Origin of the sequence: Tessaracoccus flavus, from assembly GCF_001997295.1 — a bacterium.
GTDB lineage: Bacteria > Actinomycetota > Actinomycetes > Propionibacteriales > Propionibacteriaceae > Arachnia > Arachnia flava.
On record NZ_CP019605.1, the window covers coordinates 640,921 to 655,090 of the forward strand.

At 66.8% G+C, this 14,170-nt stretch carries 15 protein-coding genes; 12 read left to right on the plus strand and 3 right to left on the minus strand.

The features are described from left to right. Positions 1-66: 66 nt before the first annotated feature. The 9 genes from secE (at position 67) to RPIT_RS15310 (ending at position 6,293) form a co-directional block, all read left to right on the plus strand. Complete coding sequence (gene secE / locus RPIT_RS15545) at positions 67-648, plus strand: preprotein translocase subunit SecE (RefSeq protein WP_226996319.1); 582 nt, start codon at positions 67-69, stop codon at positions 646-648. Positions 649-653: 5 nt separating this feature from the next. Then, positions 654-1,463, plus strand: a complete 810-nt coding sequence (gene nusG, locus RPIT_RS02800; RefSeq protein WP_077340397.1) for a transcription termination/antitermination protein NusG — start codon at positions 654-656, stop codon at positions 1,461-1,463. Positions 1,464-1,523: 60 nt separating this feature from the next. Further along, a complete protein-coding gene (gene rplK / locus RPIT_RS02805; RefSeq protein WP_077340399.1) occupies positions 1,524-1,952 on the plus strand; it encodes a 50S ribosomal protein L11 in 429 nt (142 codons plus the stop codon). Between the two features lie 95 nt (positions 1,953-2,047). After that, positions 2,048-2,749 carry a 50S ribosomal protein L1 gene (gene rplA / locus RPIT_RS02810; protein WP_077340401.1) on the plus strand — a complete coding sequence of 234 codons (702 nt, stop codon included), beginning with the start codon at positions 2,048-2,050 and terminating at the stop codon, positions 2,747-2,749. Positions 2,750-2,838: 89 nt separating this feature from the next. After that, complete coding sequence (locus RPIT_RS02815) at positions 2,839-3,468, plus strand: pyroglutamyl-peptidase I (protein ID WP_077340403.1); 630 nt, start codon at positions 2,839-2,841, stop codon at positions 3,466-3,468. A 73-nt stretch (positions 3,469-3,541) separates the two neighbouring features. Beyond that, positions 3,542-4,297, plus strand: coding sequence for an enoyl-CoA hydratase/isomerase family protein (locus RPIT_RS02820; protein WP_077340405.1), 756 nt, complete (start codon positions 3,542-3,544; stop codon positions 4,295-4,297). A 100-nt stretch (positions 4,298-4,397) separates the two neighbouring features. Beyond that, positions 4,398-5,153 (plus strand): histidine phosphatase family protein, encoded by a 756-nt coding sequence (locus RPIT_RS02825; RefSeq protein WP_077340407.1) that lies wholly within the window; start codon positions 4,398-4,400, stop codon positions 5,151-5,153. Continuing rightward, positions 5,150-6,022: an NAD(P)H-hydrate dehydratase gene (locus RPIT_RS02830; protein WP_077340409.1), complete on the plus strand. Its 873-nt coding sequence runs from the start codon at positions 5,150-5,152 to the stop codon at positions 6,020-6,022. The genes RPIT_RS02825 and RPIT_RS02830 overlap by 4 nt, the downstream gene beginning before the upstream one ends. Before the next feature lie 121 nt (positions 6,023-6,143). After that, positions 6,144-6,293, plus strand: coding sequence for a hypothetical protein (locus tag RPIT_RS15310; protein ID WP_169835146.1), 150 nt, complete (start codon positions 6,144-6,146; stop codon positions 6,291-6,293). A gap of 63 nt (positions 6,294-6,356) precedes the next feature. Here RPIT_RS15310 and RPIT_RS02835 read toward each other — a convergent pair whose 3' ends face one another. Genes RPIT_RS02835 through RPIT_RS02845 form a run of 3 tightly spaced genes read right to left on the minus strand, consistent with a single transcriptional unit; the run spans position 6,357 to position 8,978 of the window. Next, entirely contained in the window at positions 6,357-7,109 is a 753-nt protein-coding gene (locus RPIT_RS02835; protein ID WP_077344176.1) for an amino acid ABC transporter ATP-binding protein, read from the minus strand. Between the two features lie 5 nt (positions 7,110-7,114). After that, on the minus strand, positions 7,115-8,128 hold the full coding sequence (locus tag RPIT_RS02840) for an amino acid ABC transporter permease (RefSeq protein ID WP_418361367.1): 1,014 nt from the start codon (positions 8,126-8,128) through the stop codon (positions 7,115-7,117). Beyond that, positions 8,070-8,978, minus strand: a complete 909-nt coding sequence (locus tag RPIT_RS02845) for an ABC transporter substrate-binding protein (protein ID WP_077340424.1) — start codon at positions 8,976-8,978, stop codon at positions 8,070-8,072. The genes RPIT_RS02840 and RPIT_RS02845 overlap by 59 nt, the downstream gene beginning before the upstream one ends. A 327-nt stretch (positions 8,979-9,305) precedes the next feature. On the opposite strand from RPIT_RS02845, the gene rplJ reads away from it, so the two are divergent. The 3 genes from rplJ to rpoB all read left to right on the plus strand — a co-directional run bounded on the left by rplJ (position 9,306) and on the right by rpoB (position 14,144). Next, a complete protein-coding gene (gene rplJ, locus RPIT_RS02850; protein ID WP_077340426.1) occupies positions 9,306-9,923 on the plus strand; it encodes a 50S ribosomal protein L10 in 618 nt (205 codons plus the stop codon). Between the two features lie 47 nt (positions 9,924-9,970). Then, positions 9,971-10,369, plus strand: coding sequence for a 50S ribosomal protein L7/L12 (rplL, locus tag RPIT_RS02855; RefSeq protein WP_077340428.1), 399 nt, complete (start codon positions 9,971-9,973; stop codon positions 10,367-10,369). Positions 10,370-10,670: 301 nt separating this feature from the next. Further along, entirely contained in the window at positions 10,671-14,144 is a 3,474-nt protein-coding gene (rpoB, locus tag RPIT_RS02860; protein ID WP_157633329.1) for a DNA-directed RNA polymerase subunit beta, read from the plus strand. Positions 14,145-14,170: the final 26 nt, after the last annotated feature.

The following is a 14,170-nucleotide window of genomic DNA, read 5'->3' on the forward strand; positions in this document are numbered from 1 at the left end:
GCCTCGTAGGCCTACCGGCCATAGGCCGGCAGGCGTTTTATTTGTCAAGCGAAGGGAAGTTCTCACGTGAGCGACAAGTCGCGCGACGTTGAGCCGGATCACGATGAGATCGTCGACCGCGATCCCGACGCGACCCCAGAGGACGTGACCCCTGACGGCCTCGTTGACGAGCCCGAGGATCTGGCCGCCGCCGAAGCAGCCGTCTCGGACCCGGAACTCGAGGGGGATCCCCAGCTCGTCGGTCGGGTGGGCGACCACGCCGGGCCCGAGGCGCGCGATACCACCCGCGAGGACGACGAGCGCATCGCCGAGCTCGAAGAGGACTTCACCCCCGAGGAGCAGGCAGCCGCAGCCGCGGCGCCCGGGATCGCCCGCAAGACGGCCAAGGCTCCCGTCCGCCGCAAGGACGCCCCGACCCGGCGCCGCAGTGCCGCACTCGCTGAGGAGGAGGATCCCTACAAGGCCTCCAACCCGGCCGAGTTCGTCGGCCAGTCGGCGGCGGAGCTGAAGAAGGTCGTGTGGCCCACCTGGCCGCAGCTCACGCGGATGTTTGCCGCGGTGCTGATCTTCGTGCTCATCATCATCACCATCGTCGCGCTGCTGGACCTGGCCTTCGGCTGGGCTCTTCTGCAGCTGTTTGGAAACTGATCACCATGACTGACAACACCAACGACGACTTCGAGATCGACCTCGGCACGTTCGAGGAGACCGAGAACGACGACGTCGAGATCGACCTGGGCCTGCTCGGCGAGGAGTCCAGCAGCGACGAGGACACCACCTTGACGCTGATGGAGGAAGAGCCCGCGGACGAAGAGGAGCTGGAGGAGGGCGAAGTCAGCAAGGACGACGCCCTCGCCGCCGCTCTGGCCGAACTCCGTGAGGAACTCGAGTCCAAGTACGGCGAGTGGTACGTCATCCACACGTACTCGGGCATGGAGAACCGCGTCAAGCAGAACGTCGATTCCCGCGCCCAGTCCCTCAACATGGAGGACTTCATCTTCGAGACGGTGGTCCCCACCGAAGAGGTCGTGGAGATCCGCAACAACACCCGCAAGACCGTCACGCGATGTGTCCTTCCCGGGTACGTACTGATCCGCATGGAGCTCACGGACGACTCCTGGAGCGTCGTCCGGCAGACCCCGTCGGTGACCGGCTTCGTCGGCCATGGACAGCAGCCTGTGCCGCTGTCGATCGACGAGGTCATCAACATGCTGACCCCCTCCATCGTCGCCAAGGTCAACGCCGCTCAGGCGGGCGCCGCGGTGGCTCGGAAGAGGAAGGTCGAGGTGGTCGACTTCGCGGTCGGCGACTCCGTCATGGTCATCGACGGGCCCTTCACCGGGGTTCACGCGTCGATCACCGAGATCAACGCCAACACTCAGCGGCTCAGGGCCCTGGTCGAGATTCTCGGCCGGGAGACCCCTGTCGACCTGGAATTCAAACAGGTCGAAAAGGTCGTCTAAGATTGAGCGCCTGCCCAGTTCATCTGGGCTCATCCAACACAACAGGTAAAGGACCCATCCATGCCTCCCAAGAAGAAGGTCGCGGCCCTCGTTAAGGTCGCCCTGCAGGCTGGCTCTGCCACCCCTGCGCCGCCGGTCGGTACCGCCCTCGGCCCGCACGGCGTCAACATCATGGAGTTCGTCAAGGCGTACAACGCCCAGACCGAATCCCAGCGCGGAAACGTCATCCCCGTCGAGATCACGATCTACGAGGACCGTACGTTCACCTTCATCACCAAGACGCCCCCGGCGGCTGAGCTGATCAAGAAGGCCGCCGGTCTCAAGAGCGGCTCCGCCAACCCCTTGAAGGACAAGGTCGGCAAGCTCACCAAGGACCAGGTCCGTGAGATCGCCACCACGAAGCTGCCCGATCTCAACGCCAACGACGTTGAGGCCGCCATGAAGATCGTCGAAGGTACCGCCCGCTCCATGGGCGTCACCGTCGAGTGATCTGACCCCACCCCCACAACACATCACTGGCAGGGGAGTGCTCCCCACACCAGAACTGGTGGACCGGTCTTCGGGACCGGCTGAAAGGAACCAGCATGAAGCACAGCAAGGCTTACCGCAGCGCCGCTGAGAAGCGCGACGACGCACAGCTCTACACCCCGGAAGAGGCTCTCCGCCTCGTTAAGGAGATGGCGTCGGCGAAGTTCGACGAGGCCATCGACGTCGCCGTCCGCCTGGGCGTCGACCCCCGTAAGGCAGACCAGATGGTCCGCGGCACGGTCAACCTTCCGCACGGCACTGGCAAGACGGCACGGGTCCTCGTCTTTGCCGCCGGTGAGAAGGCCGACGCAGCCCGCGAGGCCGGAGCCGACGAGGTCGGCACCGACGAGCTCGTCGAGAAGGTGGCCGGCGGCTACCTCGACTTCGACGCCGTCGTCGCCACCCCCGACATGATGGGCAAGGTCGGCCGCCTGGGCCGCGTGCTCGGCCCCCGCGGCCTCATGCCGAACCCGAAGACGGGCACGGTCACGATGGACGTGGCCAAGGCTGTCTCCGACATCAAGGGCGGCAAGATCGAGTTCCGAGTGGACCGTCACGCCAACCTGCAGTTCCTCATCGGGAAGGCGTCGTTCCCGCAGGAGCACCTCGTGGACAACTACTTCGCCGTGCTGGAGGAGATCCTGCGACTGAAGCCGTCGTCCTCGAAGGGCCGCTACCTGCGCAAGATCGCGGTGTCGGCGACGATGAGCCCGAGCGTCCACGTGGATCAGTCGGCCACGAAGCCGGCCGAGGACTGATCAGCAGCTCTCTGAACGGGGCGGGAACCATGGGTTCCCGCCCCGTTTTGTCTCTGGAGCCGGACATCTACCCGTGGCAGGGTGGAGGCATGAAGATCCTCCTCACCGCCTTCGAACCGTTCGGTGGAGACACCGTCAACGCCAGCCTCGACGTGGCGAGAGCCGTGCGGGACCTGTGGGCCGGACCGGGGGAGTTGGTCACCGCCACCCTGTCCGTCAGTTTCGAGCGGGCGCCCCGGGAACTGTTGACCGCAATCGAGGAGCAGCGCCCCGACGCTGTGGTCTGCCTCGGAGAGGCGGGCGGCCGCGATGTGGTCACCCCGGAACGGTGGGCTGGGGCCGTTGCCGATGCGCGCATCCCCGACAACGACGGTTCGCAACCCCGGATGCTGGCCCTCGATGACGGCCCGGACAGGATCGGATCACGCCTCGACACCGATGCCCTCGTGGTGGCGCTGGTCCGCGCAGGCACCCCTGCGCGCGCCTCCGACGACGCCGGTCGGTTCGTCTGCAACGCCGTCTACCGCGCCGTGTTGCGGCACTTCGAGGGCCCCGCCACCTTCATCCACGTCCCAGCCATCCGCCCAGATCACACGACCGCCCTGGTCGGGGCCGAGACGGATGAGGGCGGCTCGACCCGACGGGCGACGATATCGACGTCGGTCGTCGCCGCCGGTATCGCCGCTGCGCTGGCGGGTCTGCAGATCGCCCCCGGGTAGCCAGTTGGCGGGCGGTCCGCTCAGACTGGGCCACCGCCGCCCGGTGGGGTGCGGGGCCAGTAGCCTGGCGACCATGGGAACAGTGGATGTCAGCAGACACGGCAGCATCGCCGTCGTCACCCTCAACCAGCCGGGTAAGCGCAACGCGATGACCGACGACATGTGGCGGGCGGTGCCCACCGTCATGGCCGACCTCGACCGCGACGTCGACGTCACGGCGATCGTGTTGACGGGAGCGGGGGAGTCCTTCTGCGCCGGGTCGGACATCAGCAGTCTGGACGAGCTCGGCCACGCCGAATCGCCGGTCAACGCTGAGCTCGCGATAGCCCGCAGCCCCAAGCCTGTGGTCGCCGCGATCGAGGGCCCGTGCTTCGGAGGTGGGCTGGAGCTGGCCGTGGCCTGCGACCTGCGCATCGCGAGTGAGTCGGCCACGTTCTCCGTGCCGCCGGCCCGGCTCGGCATCGTCTACCCCGTGTCGGCCACCCAGCGCATGATTGATCTCATGGGCCCGGCCGTCACCAAGGAGATGCTGCTCACCGCCGTGCAGCTCGACGCGGCCAGAGCGCTCCGGGTCGGCCTCGTCAACCGGGTCGTGGACCACGGCAATGCTCTGCCCATCGCTCTGCAGCTGACCGAACACATGTCGGGGCTGTCCCAACTCACGATCCGTGCGTCGAAGGAGATCGTCGACGGTCTCGTCGCACGCGATCTCAGCGCTGAAACGGCGATCGCCTGGGTCTCCAGGGCCGCCACGGGACCGGACCTCGCCGAGGGGAAGCGCGCCTTCACCGAGCGCCGCGCCCCCGTCTTCTCCTGGCGTCCCGCCTAGCCGGCGCCCGTGCGGGAGGGAGAGTCGGCCCCGATCCGGGCGCGGGTGACCGCGCGGCTCGTAGTCTTGGTCGAGAAGTGTTCAACGACGAAGGAGACCCATGAGTACCGTCGCGACCGAGGGCAGCACACGAGGGCCGGCAGAGATAGTGCTGGTTCGTCACGGGGAATCGCTCGGCAACGTTGCGGACAGAGCGGCCATCGCCGCGAAGGCGCACCGGCTGGACCTGCCGGCCAACGACGAGATGATCGACCTCTCCGAGGAAGGGCAGCGGCAGGCGGACGCGCTGGGGCGACACCTCGGGAGGCTCCCCGCTGAGGAGCGTCCCACGGTCGTCATCAGTTCTCCCTACCAGAGGGCCCGCTCGACCGCCGAACGGGCCCTGGCAGGCCTGGACCTCGAGGTACTGCTGGACGAGCGCCTGCGCGAGCGCGAGTTGGGAATCTTCGACGGCGTCACGTGGTACGGCATCAAAGCTGATCACCCCGAGGAGTCCGACCGCCGTGATCGGGTCGGGAAGTTCTACTACCGGCCTCCGGGCGGGGAGTCATGGGCCGATGTGGTCTTGAGGATCCGCTCCCTGCTCGTCGAACTGCAGGCCCGCTACCCGGGCGAACGGGTGTGGCTCTTCAGTCATGAAGCCGTGATCCTCGCCTTCCGCTACGTCCTCGAGGGGCTGGAGGTCAGCCGCGTCCTCGCCCTCCAGAAGGAGGAGCCGATCGCCAACTGCTCCATGACCCGGTACGCGGACCGCGACGGGGCGCTCGAACTTCAGGCGCGCGACGACGTCAGCGCCATCGAGGACGAGTCCGCAGTAACCCGTGAACCCAGTCACGCGGAGGAGGGGGACCAGTGACTGAGACGACGGTCGTCACCACCGCGGTGCTGCGCGGGTGGGCGCTGCCCACCGAGCAGGACGACAAGGAGTCGCGCGGGCGCGCCCTTGTGGTGGGCGGAAGCGTCGCCAATCCAGGGGGCGCGCTGCTGGCCGCGCGCGCGGCCATGCGGTCCGGGGCGGGGAAGGTCCAGTTGGTGGTCCCCGAGCCGGTCGCTGTGGCGATGGCGGTCGCCATGCCCGAGGCCCTCGTCCGCGGTGCGCCGTGCACGCCCTCGGGAGATCTGTCCCCTGAGGCGGCCGCGATCGTGGAGGAGTACGCGCAGCGCGCCGACGCGGTGCTGATCGGCCCAGGGATGCTTGATCCCGACGTCGCGTCAGCGACGGTTGCCGCCGTGGCGTCGTCGCTCAGAGGCACAATCGTGATGGATGCGCTGGCGCTGGCGTGGCTGACCCAGGACCCGTCCAGGGGACGGCAGTTCGACGCGCTGGTCATCTCGCCGAACCTCACCGAACTCGCCCTCACACTGGGCGAGGACGAGGCGGCGGTGGAGGATGACCCGGCCGCCGCCGCCCTCCGACTGGCTGCGGCGACGGGCGCCGTCGTGACGTCCGGAGGCAGCAGCAGCTTCGTGGCAACGCCCGATGGGGCGCTCTACAGGAGCGACGAGGGAAATCCAGGCCTCGGGGTCAGCGGATCGGGAGACGTCAAGGCCGGCATCATCCTGGGGCTCTGCGCCCGCGGGGCACGCCCTGACCAGGCCGCCGTGTGGGCCGCGCATCTCCACGGGACGATCGGCGGCAGGCTCGCGTCGCGACTCGGGCCCACGGGCTACCTGGCGGGCGAACTGCCCGCCGAGATCCCGCAGGCGCTCCTGGAGATCGGCTGACGACTAGCACCTCAGAAAGGACGATTAACACATCCCTCTGGGTGTAGAGGCCCCCTGCACAGCCCGCAAGGATTGACGAAGGCGGCCCGAATCAGTCGGGCGCACTATCAGGAGGAACTACATGGTTACGCTCGGCGTCATCCTGCTCATCATCGGACTGCTCGTCAACACCGGGCTCCCGCTGACCACCATCGGCATCATCTTGATCGTCGTCGGCCTGATCCTCAACTTCGTGCCCTTCCGTGGCGGCAAGGGCATGAGAGTCTTCTGACGCCCGACCGCAGCGCGACATGAACAGGCGCCGGCCCCCTCAGGGGGCCGGCGCTTCTGCGTTCTACAGAACCTTGCCGAAGAAGTCCTGGGTGCGGGGATGCTGGGGTGCGTCGATGACCTCCCCGGGCCGTCCGGCCTCGAGGATGAGTCCGTCGTCCATGAACACGACCTGATCGGCCACCTCGCGTGCGAAGCCCACCTCGTGGGTCACCACGATCATCGTCATGCCGCTGGCCGCCAGCTCCTTCATCACGGCCAGGACCTCGCCCACCAGTTCCGGATCCAACGCCGAGGTGGGCTCATCGAAGAGCATGAGTTCCGGTCCCATCGCCAGCGCCCGGGCGATGGCGACCCGCTGCTGCTGACCGCCCGACAGCTGGGCCGGGTAGTGGTCGGCCCTGTCCGAAAGCCCAACGCGTTCCAACTGTTCGCGGGCCAGGCGTTCGGCGGCGGACCTGCTCAGGCCGCGCACCTGCCTCGGGGCCTCCATGACGTTGCCGAGAGCGGTCAGGTGGGGGAACAGGTTGAACCGCTGGAACACCATGCCGATCTTGGAGCGCTGCTGGGCGATCTCCTTGTCGCTGCGCCGGTGCAGTACTCCGTCCTTCTCCCGCAGCCCCATCAGTTCGCCGTCAACGGACAGGCGGCCGGCGCTGATCTGCTCCAACTCGTTGATGCAACGGATCAGGGTTGACTTGCCGGAGCCTGATGGCCCCAGCAGCACGCACACCTCGCCGCGACCGACCGTGAGATCCACGCCCTTGAGGACGTGCAGGTCGCCGAAGAACTTGTGGACGCCGCTGACCTCGACCATCGAGCTCACGGGGTCACCTCCAGGTTGGGGTCGGCGTGCACGGTTCCTGCCGCGAGGATCGACTGCTGGCGCTTGGACATGCCCTTCGCGGAGCCACGGGTCTGGTCGTCGCCGTCGAAGCCGCGGCCGTAGTAACGCTCCAGGTAGTGCTGGCCGACCATGAGGATCGAGGTGATGAGCAGATACCAGATGGCCGCGACGATGAGCAGCGGCAGCGGCAGGAAGTTCCTGTTGCCGATCGCCATCGTGACGAACGTCAGTTCCAGACTGAACGGCACGGCCGTGACCAGGGAGGTGGTCTTCAGCATGGAGATGGTCTCGTTGCCGGTCGGCGGGACGATGACGCGCATCGCCTGCGGGATCACGATCCTCCACAGCGTCGTCGATCTCTTCATGCCGAGCGCTGAGGCCGCCTCCCACTGACCCTTGTCCACCGAGTTCAGGCCGGCCCGCACGATCTCGGAGAGGTAGGCACCCTCGTTCAGGCCGAGCCCCAAGAGCGCGGCGACGAAGGCCGTGATGACGTCCTGGGTGTCGAAGACGAGGAACTCCGGTCCGAACGGGATGCCCAGGCTGAGCCGGGGGTAGAGCACCGCGATGAGTCCCCAGAACAGCAGCTGCGTGTAGACGGGGGTGCCGCGGAAGAACCAGATGTAGGCCCACGCCACCGAGCGCAGGATGGGGTTGCTGCCCATCCGCATGACCGCTGTGGTGACCGCCATGACGATGCCGATCGCCATCGCTCCGACGGTCAGGATGAGGGTCCAGCCGATGGCCCGGAGCACACGGGGATCGAACAGATGCTCCGCCACCACGTCCCAGTGGTAGTTCGGGTTCGTCACGAGCCCATTGACGAGCATCGCCACGAGGACGAGCACCACCGCGGCCCAGATCCAGAGGCCGGGTCGCGGGACGGGGCGGGCGCGGATCAACTCAGGCGCGCTGGGGGACATGGTCGGCTCAGCCCGCCGGGTTGATCTCGGCCGTGGTGAGGGCGGCGTCCTCGATGCCCCAGGCATCCAGGATCTCCTGCCAGACGCCCTCGTCCATGAGGTGCTGCATCGCCTGCTGCACGGCCTGGGTCATCTCCTCGTCGTCGCCCTTCACCACGATTCCCTGCGGGGCAGCATCGCGGATCCCGCCGACCACCTCGAGCTGGCCGTTGGTCAGCGCCGCGGAGTAGCTCGCGACGGTTGAGTCGGCGTAGTAGGCGGTCGCCTTCCCGCCCACGACGTTCGTGGTGGCATCGGACTGGCGGCCGTACTGCAGCACCTCGATCGCCTCCTTGCCCTCGTCGGTGCACTGCTGGCTGAACGAGGCGAGTTCCTCGTCCTGCCACGTGCCGGTCTGCACCGCGATCGTCTCGCCGCACACGTCGTCAGGGTTGAACTCGTCGGGGTTCCCGGACTTGACCGCGTAGCTCGAGCCGACCGTGATGTAGGAGATCATGTTGTAGTTGGCGGTCCGTTCCTCGGTGATCGTGAACGAGGAGATGCCGAGGTCGAACTTCGTGCCGATGCTGGGGAGGATGGACGCGAACTCGGCGTCCACCACCTCCGCCTCGAGGCCGAGCACCCTTCCCAGCGCCTTGCTGAGGTCCACGTCGTAGCCGATCGCGGTCTGGAGGTCTTCGGCCCTGAACTCGGCCGGCGCGTAGTCGGTCGAGGCGCCGACGGTGAGCGTCCCCTTCTCGCTGATCGACGACGGCACCAGCGCCGCGATCGCGTCCACCTTCTCCACGCCGGAGACGTCGTAGGTGCGGTCGGTGCTGTCGGCGGGCGCGCTACTGTCGGCGGGGGTCGAGGAATCCTGCCCGCAGGCAGTCAGGGCGAGGGCGGCAAGCAGGCCGGTGGCGACAAGGCGACGCATGGGGGGGTCCTCTCAAGGGGGGCGGATCAACCACCCCACGATAATGCACCGGCCGCAGGCAAGCCGCGCCGGGTTCCCGGGCCCGGAAGCGAAGGGGTCGATTTGGGGTTCGTCTGGGCGCAGCGTATAGTCAGCCGAGCCGAAGACCGCAGGTGACGGAAACGTCATAAGCCCCAGGGCACCCGCGCAGGTGATCGTAGAGCTTCCCAGCTTGCTGGGCTCGCCCCGCGCCACCGGCACGGGGCGTTTTCTTTTTCCTCTGGTCGGAAGGTCCTGGAGCCCCCTCGTCGGGGGAGCTCCGGGTTGTTAGACCGGAAGGAGACGTTTATGGCGAGGCCGGACAAGGCTGCCAAGGTCGCAGAGCTCGCTGATCAGTTCAGCAACTCGGCGGCGGCAGTTCTCACCGAGTACCGCGGTCTCACCGTCAAGGATCTGAAGGAACTCCGCCGATCCTTGGGTGAGAACGCCAGCTACGCCGTCGCGAAGAACACCCTGACGGCGATCGCTGCCAAGGAAGCCGGGATCGAGGGCATCGAAGATACCCTCACCGGCCCCACGGCTATCGCGTTCGTCAGCGGGGACATTGCAGCCGCCACCAAGGGGCTGCGTGACTTTGCGAAGGCCCATCCGTCCCTGGCAATCAAGGGTGGCGTTCTCGAGGGCAAGTTCCTCGACGCCCAGGCCGTGCTCAAGCTCGCCGACCTCGAGTCGCGCGAGGTTCTGCTCGCCAAGATGGCCGGCGCCATGCAGGCCAACCTGGCCAAGGCCGCCTACCTGCTCGCTGCCCCGCTGTCGCAGGGCGCCCGCGCCCTCGGCGCGCTGGCTACCGCTGCAGAGGCCAATCCCTCCCTGATCGGTGGCGCCGGCTCCGCGCCTGCCACCGAGGCCACGGACGAGACCCCCGCCGCGGATGCGGCACCCGAAGCAGCAGAAGCTGCGGAATGAAATAAGTTCCGCGCACCCGCTGCGGACAAATCTGAAAGGAAAGCCTCATGGCTAAGCTCACCAACGAAGAGCTCCTTGACGCCTTCAAGGAGATGACCCTCATCGAGCTCTCCGAGTTCGTCAAGCTGTTCGAGGACACCTTCGGTGTCACCGCTGCCGCTCCCGTCGCCGTCGCCGCCGCTGCGGCCCCGGCCGCCGGTGGCGACGACGCCGGTGCCGACGACGAGGGTGGCTCCGACAAGGTCGACGTCATCCTCACCTCCGGTGGCGACAAGAAGATCGCCGTCATCAAGGAGGTGCGCGCCCTGACCTCCCTCGGCCTGAAGGAGGCCAAGGACCTCGTGGAGGGTGCTCCCAAGCCCGTCCTCGAGCAGGTCGACAAGGACACCGCGGCCAAGGCCAAGGAGGCCCTCGAGGCCGCCGGCGGCTCCGTCGAGGTCAAGTGACCTGTCGCTAGCGACACGCTGAGAGCGGCCCGTCCCTTCGGGGGCGGGCCGTTCCACTTCATGCGGACCTCGACACGCAGCACGGTGCTTGCGTTGCACTGGGGTGTCGCTATCATCGACCGCGGTGATCAATGGCGATCACCTGCACCGCAGGGCCGCGATGGCCTGCGGCGGTTGCCGTGGCTGGAATCTTGGCCTATAGTGATTCTTTGCCCCGCTATGCGCTGACCCCGTGATTTGACACGGGATCGTCGCCATGCACGGAAACTTGGCATTTAAGCGTTCTTGGAAGGACCGAATCTTGGCCGCCTCGCGCTCTGCGTTGAAGAACACCAATATCGTCTCGTCCACCGGCCGTCTGTCGTTCGCGAAGATCCACGAGCCCCTCGAGGTACCCAACCTCCTGGATCTCCAGATCGACGCGTACAACTGGCTGGTCGGTAACGAGACCTGGCGAACGAAGGTCGAGGGTCAACTGGCCGCGGGCCGCACTGACGTCAATACCCGCTCCGGACTCGAGGAGATCTTCGCCGAGATCTCTCCCATCGAGGACTTCAACGAGACGATGTCCCTCTCGTTCAGGGACCACCGCTTCGAGGAGCCGAAGTACTCGATCGAGGAGTGCAAGGATCGCGACGTCACGTACGCCGCCCCACTCTTCGTCACCGCCGAATTCGTCAACAACGACACCGGTGAGATCAAGAGCCAGACCGTCTTCATCGGCGATTTCCCGCTCATGACCGAGCGTGGCACCTTCATCATCAACGGCACCGAGCGTGTCGTCGTGTCCCAGCTCGTGCGCTCTCCCGGCGTCTACTTCGAGCAGACCCCGGACAAGACCTCCGACAAGGACATCTTCACCTGCAAGGTGATTCCGTCGCGCGGCGCGTGGCTCGAGTTCGAGATCGATAAGCGCGACATGGTGTCGGTGCGCCTCGACCGCAAGCGCAAGCAGAACGTCACCGTGCTGCTGAAGGCCCTGGGCTGGAGCGAGGACAAGATCCTCGAGGAGTTCGGCGACTACGAATCGATGCGCCTGACGCTCGAGAAGGACACCGTCAAGACCCAGGACGAGGCGCTCCTCGACATCTACCGCAAGCTGCGTCCGGGCGAACCGCCGGCACGCGATGCGGCTCAGCAGTTGCTCGACAACTACTACTTCAACCCCAAGCGCTACGACCTCGCCAAGGTTGGCCGTTACAAGATCAACAAGAAGCTCGGTCTCGAGCTGCCCTACGACCAGCAGGTCCTGACGCTCGACGACATCGTCGCGGCCATCCGCTACGTGGTGGCGCTCCACGAGCACCAGCAGATGCTGGGCGATCTGCCCGTCGAGGCCGATGACATCGACCACTTCGGCAACCGTCGCCTCCGCACCGTCGGCGAGCTGATCCAGAATCAGCTGCGCACCGGTCTGGGACGCATGGAGCGGGTCGTGCGCGATCGCATGACCACGCAGGACATCGAGGCGATCACCCCGCAGACGCTGATCAACATCCGGCCCGTCACCGCGGCCCTCAAGGAGTTCTTCGGCACTTCGCAGCTCTCCCAGTTCATGGATCAGAACAACCCGCTCGCGGGCCTGACCCACAAGCGTCGTCTGTCCGCGCTCGGCCCCGGTGGTCTGTCGCGTGACCGCGCCGGCATGGAGGTCCGTGACGTCCACCCGTCGCACTACGGCCGCATGTGCCCCATCGAGACCCCTGAAGGCCCGAACATCGGCCTCATCGGCTCGCTGGCGTCCTTCGCCCGGGTCAACGCGTTCGGCTTCATCGAGACGCCGTACCGCAAGGTCGAAAACGGTTTCGTCACCGATCAGATCGACTACCTCACCGCCGACGAGGAGGACCGCTACGCGATCGCCCAGGCGAATGCGAAGGTGGACTCCGACGGGCGCCTCTCGGAAGAGCGCGTGCTCGTCCGGATGAAGCACAGCGACGCCGACTCGATCCCTGCGGCCGACGTCGAGTACATGGACGTTTCTCCGCGCCAGATGGTGTCCATCGCCACCGCGCTGATCCCGTTCCTCGAGCACGATGACGCCTCCCGCGCCCTGATGGGCGCCAACATGCAGCGCCAGGCGGTGCCGCTCATCCGCAACGAGGCTCCGATCGTCGGCACCGGCATGGAGTACCGCGCCGCGGTCGACGTCGGCGATGTGACCCTGGCCGCGAAGCCCGGTGTCGTGACGGCCGTGTCGGCCGACATCCTCGAGATCACCAACGATGACGGCACCTACTCGTCGTACAAGCTCGACAAGTTCGTGCGCTCCAACGCGGGCACCTGCATCAACCAGCGACCGCTGGTCGGTCCGGGCGACCGTGTCGAGGTGGGCACCCCGCTGGCTGACGGCCCCTGCACCGATCAGGGCGAGCTGGCGCTCGGTAAGAACCTCCTCGTGGCGTTCATGCCGTGGGAGGGCCTCAACTACGAGGACGCGATCATCCTCTCGCAGCGCATCGTTCAGGACGACGTGCTGACCTCGATCCACATCGAGGAGCACGAGGTCGACGCCCGCGACACCAAGCTGGGCGCCGAGGAGATCACCCGTGAGATCCCCAACGTCTCCGACGAGATGCTCGCGGACCTCGACGAACGCGGCATCGTCCGCATCGGTGCTGAGGTCTCGGCCGGAGACATCCTCGTCGGCAAGGTCACGCCCAAGGGCGAGACCGAGCTGACCCCTGAGGAGCGGCTGCTGCGCGCGATCTTCGGCGAGAAGGCGCGCGAAGTGCGCGACACCTCGCTCAAGGTCCCCCACGGCGAGTCCGGCACGGTCATCGGCGTTCGGGTGTTCAACCGCGAAGACGACGACGAGCTGCCTCCGGGTGTGAACCAGCTGGTGCGGGTCCACGTCGCGCAGAAGCGCAAGATCTCCGACGGCGACAAGCTCGCCGGCCGCCACGGCAACAAGGGCGTCATCTCGAAGATCCTGCCGGTTGAAGACATGCCGTTCCTCGAGGACGGGACCCCCGTCGACATCGTGCTCAACCCGCTCGGCGTGCCGTCGCGAATGAACCTCGGCCAGGTGCTCGAGAACCACCTCGGCTGGATCGCCAAGACCGGCTGGGACGTCACGGGCGTCAAGGAAGAGTGGGCCGAGCGCTTGCGCGACGTCGGCCTCGGCCGCGTAGAGGGAGACGCCCGAGTGGCGAGCCCCGTCTTCGACGGTGCCGACGCACATGAGATCTCAGGTCTGCTGGAGCACTCGCTCGAGACCCGCGACGGCGATCGACTGATCGACGGCAGCGGCAAGGCGCGGCTCTTCGACGGCCGCTCCGGCGAGCCGTACCCGGAGAAGATCGGCGTCGGCTACATGTACATGCTCAAGCTGCACCACCTTGTCGACGACAAGATCCACGCCCGCTCCACGGGGCCCTACTCGATGATCACGCAGCAGCCGCTCGGCGGTAAGGCCCAGTTCGGCGGCCAGCGCTTCGGTGAGATGGAAGTGTGGGCTCTGGAGGCGTACGGCGCCGCCTGGGCGCTCCAGGAGCTCCTGACGATCAAGTCGGACGACGTCCCCGGACGCGTGAAGGTCTACGAGGCCATCGTCAAGGGCGAGAACATCCCCGAGCCCGGCATCCCTGAGTCCTTCAAGGTGCTGGTCAAGGAGATGAAGTCGCTCTGCCTGAACGTGGAGGTGCTCTCCGACGACGGCCGCGTCATCGACCTGAGGGAGTCGGAGGACGACATCCGTTCCGCCGAGGACTTCGGCATCGACCTCGGTCGTCGTCCGGGTAGCGACAACTTCCTGGACGTCGGCGAAGTCTGAGTGACCAGCTCAGTCAACCCCCAACA

Coding starts and splice junctions, on each gene's coding strand:
- nusG (WP_077340397.1), top strand. CDS start 654: ATGACTGACAACACCAACGACGACTTCGAGATCGACCTCGGCACGTTC.
- rplK (WP_077340399.1), top strand. CDS start 1,524: ATGCCTCCCAAGAAGAAGGTCGCGGCCCTCGTTAAGGTCGCCCTGCAG.
- rplA (WP_077340401.1), top strand. CDS start 2,048: ATGAAGCACAGCAAGGCTTACCGCAGCGCCGCTGAGAAGCGCGACGAC.
- RPIT_RS02815 (WP_077340403.1), top strand. CDS start 2,839: ATGAAGATCCTCCTCACCGCCTTCGAACCGTTCGGTGGAGACACCGTC.
- RPIT_RS02820 (WP_077340405.1), top strand. CDS start 3,542: ATGGGAACAGTGGATGTCAGCAGACACGGCAGCATCGCCGTCGTCACC.
- RPIT_RS02825 (WP_077340407.1), top strand. CDS start 4,398: ATGAGTACCGTCGCGACCGAGGGCAGCACACGAGGGCCGGCAGAGATA.
- RPIT_RS15310 (WP_169835146.1), top strand. CDS start 6,144: ATGGTTACGCTCGGCGTCATCCTGCTCATCATCGGACTGCTCGTCAAC.
- RPIT_RS02835 (WP_077344176.1), bottom strand. CDS start 7,109: ATGGTCGAGGTCAGCGGCGTCCACAAGTTCTTCGGCGACCTGCACGTC.
- RPIT_RS02840 (WP_418361367.1), bottom strand. CDS start 8,128: ATGCCTGGGGCATCGAGGACGCCGCCCTCACCACGGCCGAGATCAACC.
- RPIT_RS02845 (WP_077340424.1), bottom strand. CDS start 8,978: ATGCGTCGCCTTGTCGCCACCGGCCTGCTTGCCGCCCTCGCCCTGACT.
- rplJ (WP_077340426.1), top strand. CDS start 9,306: ATGGCGAGGCCGGACAAGGCTGCCAAGGTCGCAGAGCTCGCTGATCAG.
- rplL (WP_077340428.1), top strand. CDS start 9,971: ATGGCTAAGCTCACCAACGAAGAGCTCCTTGACGCCTTCAAGGAGATG.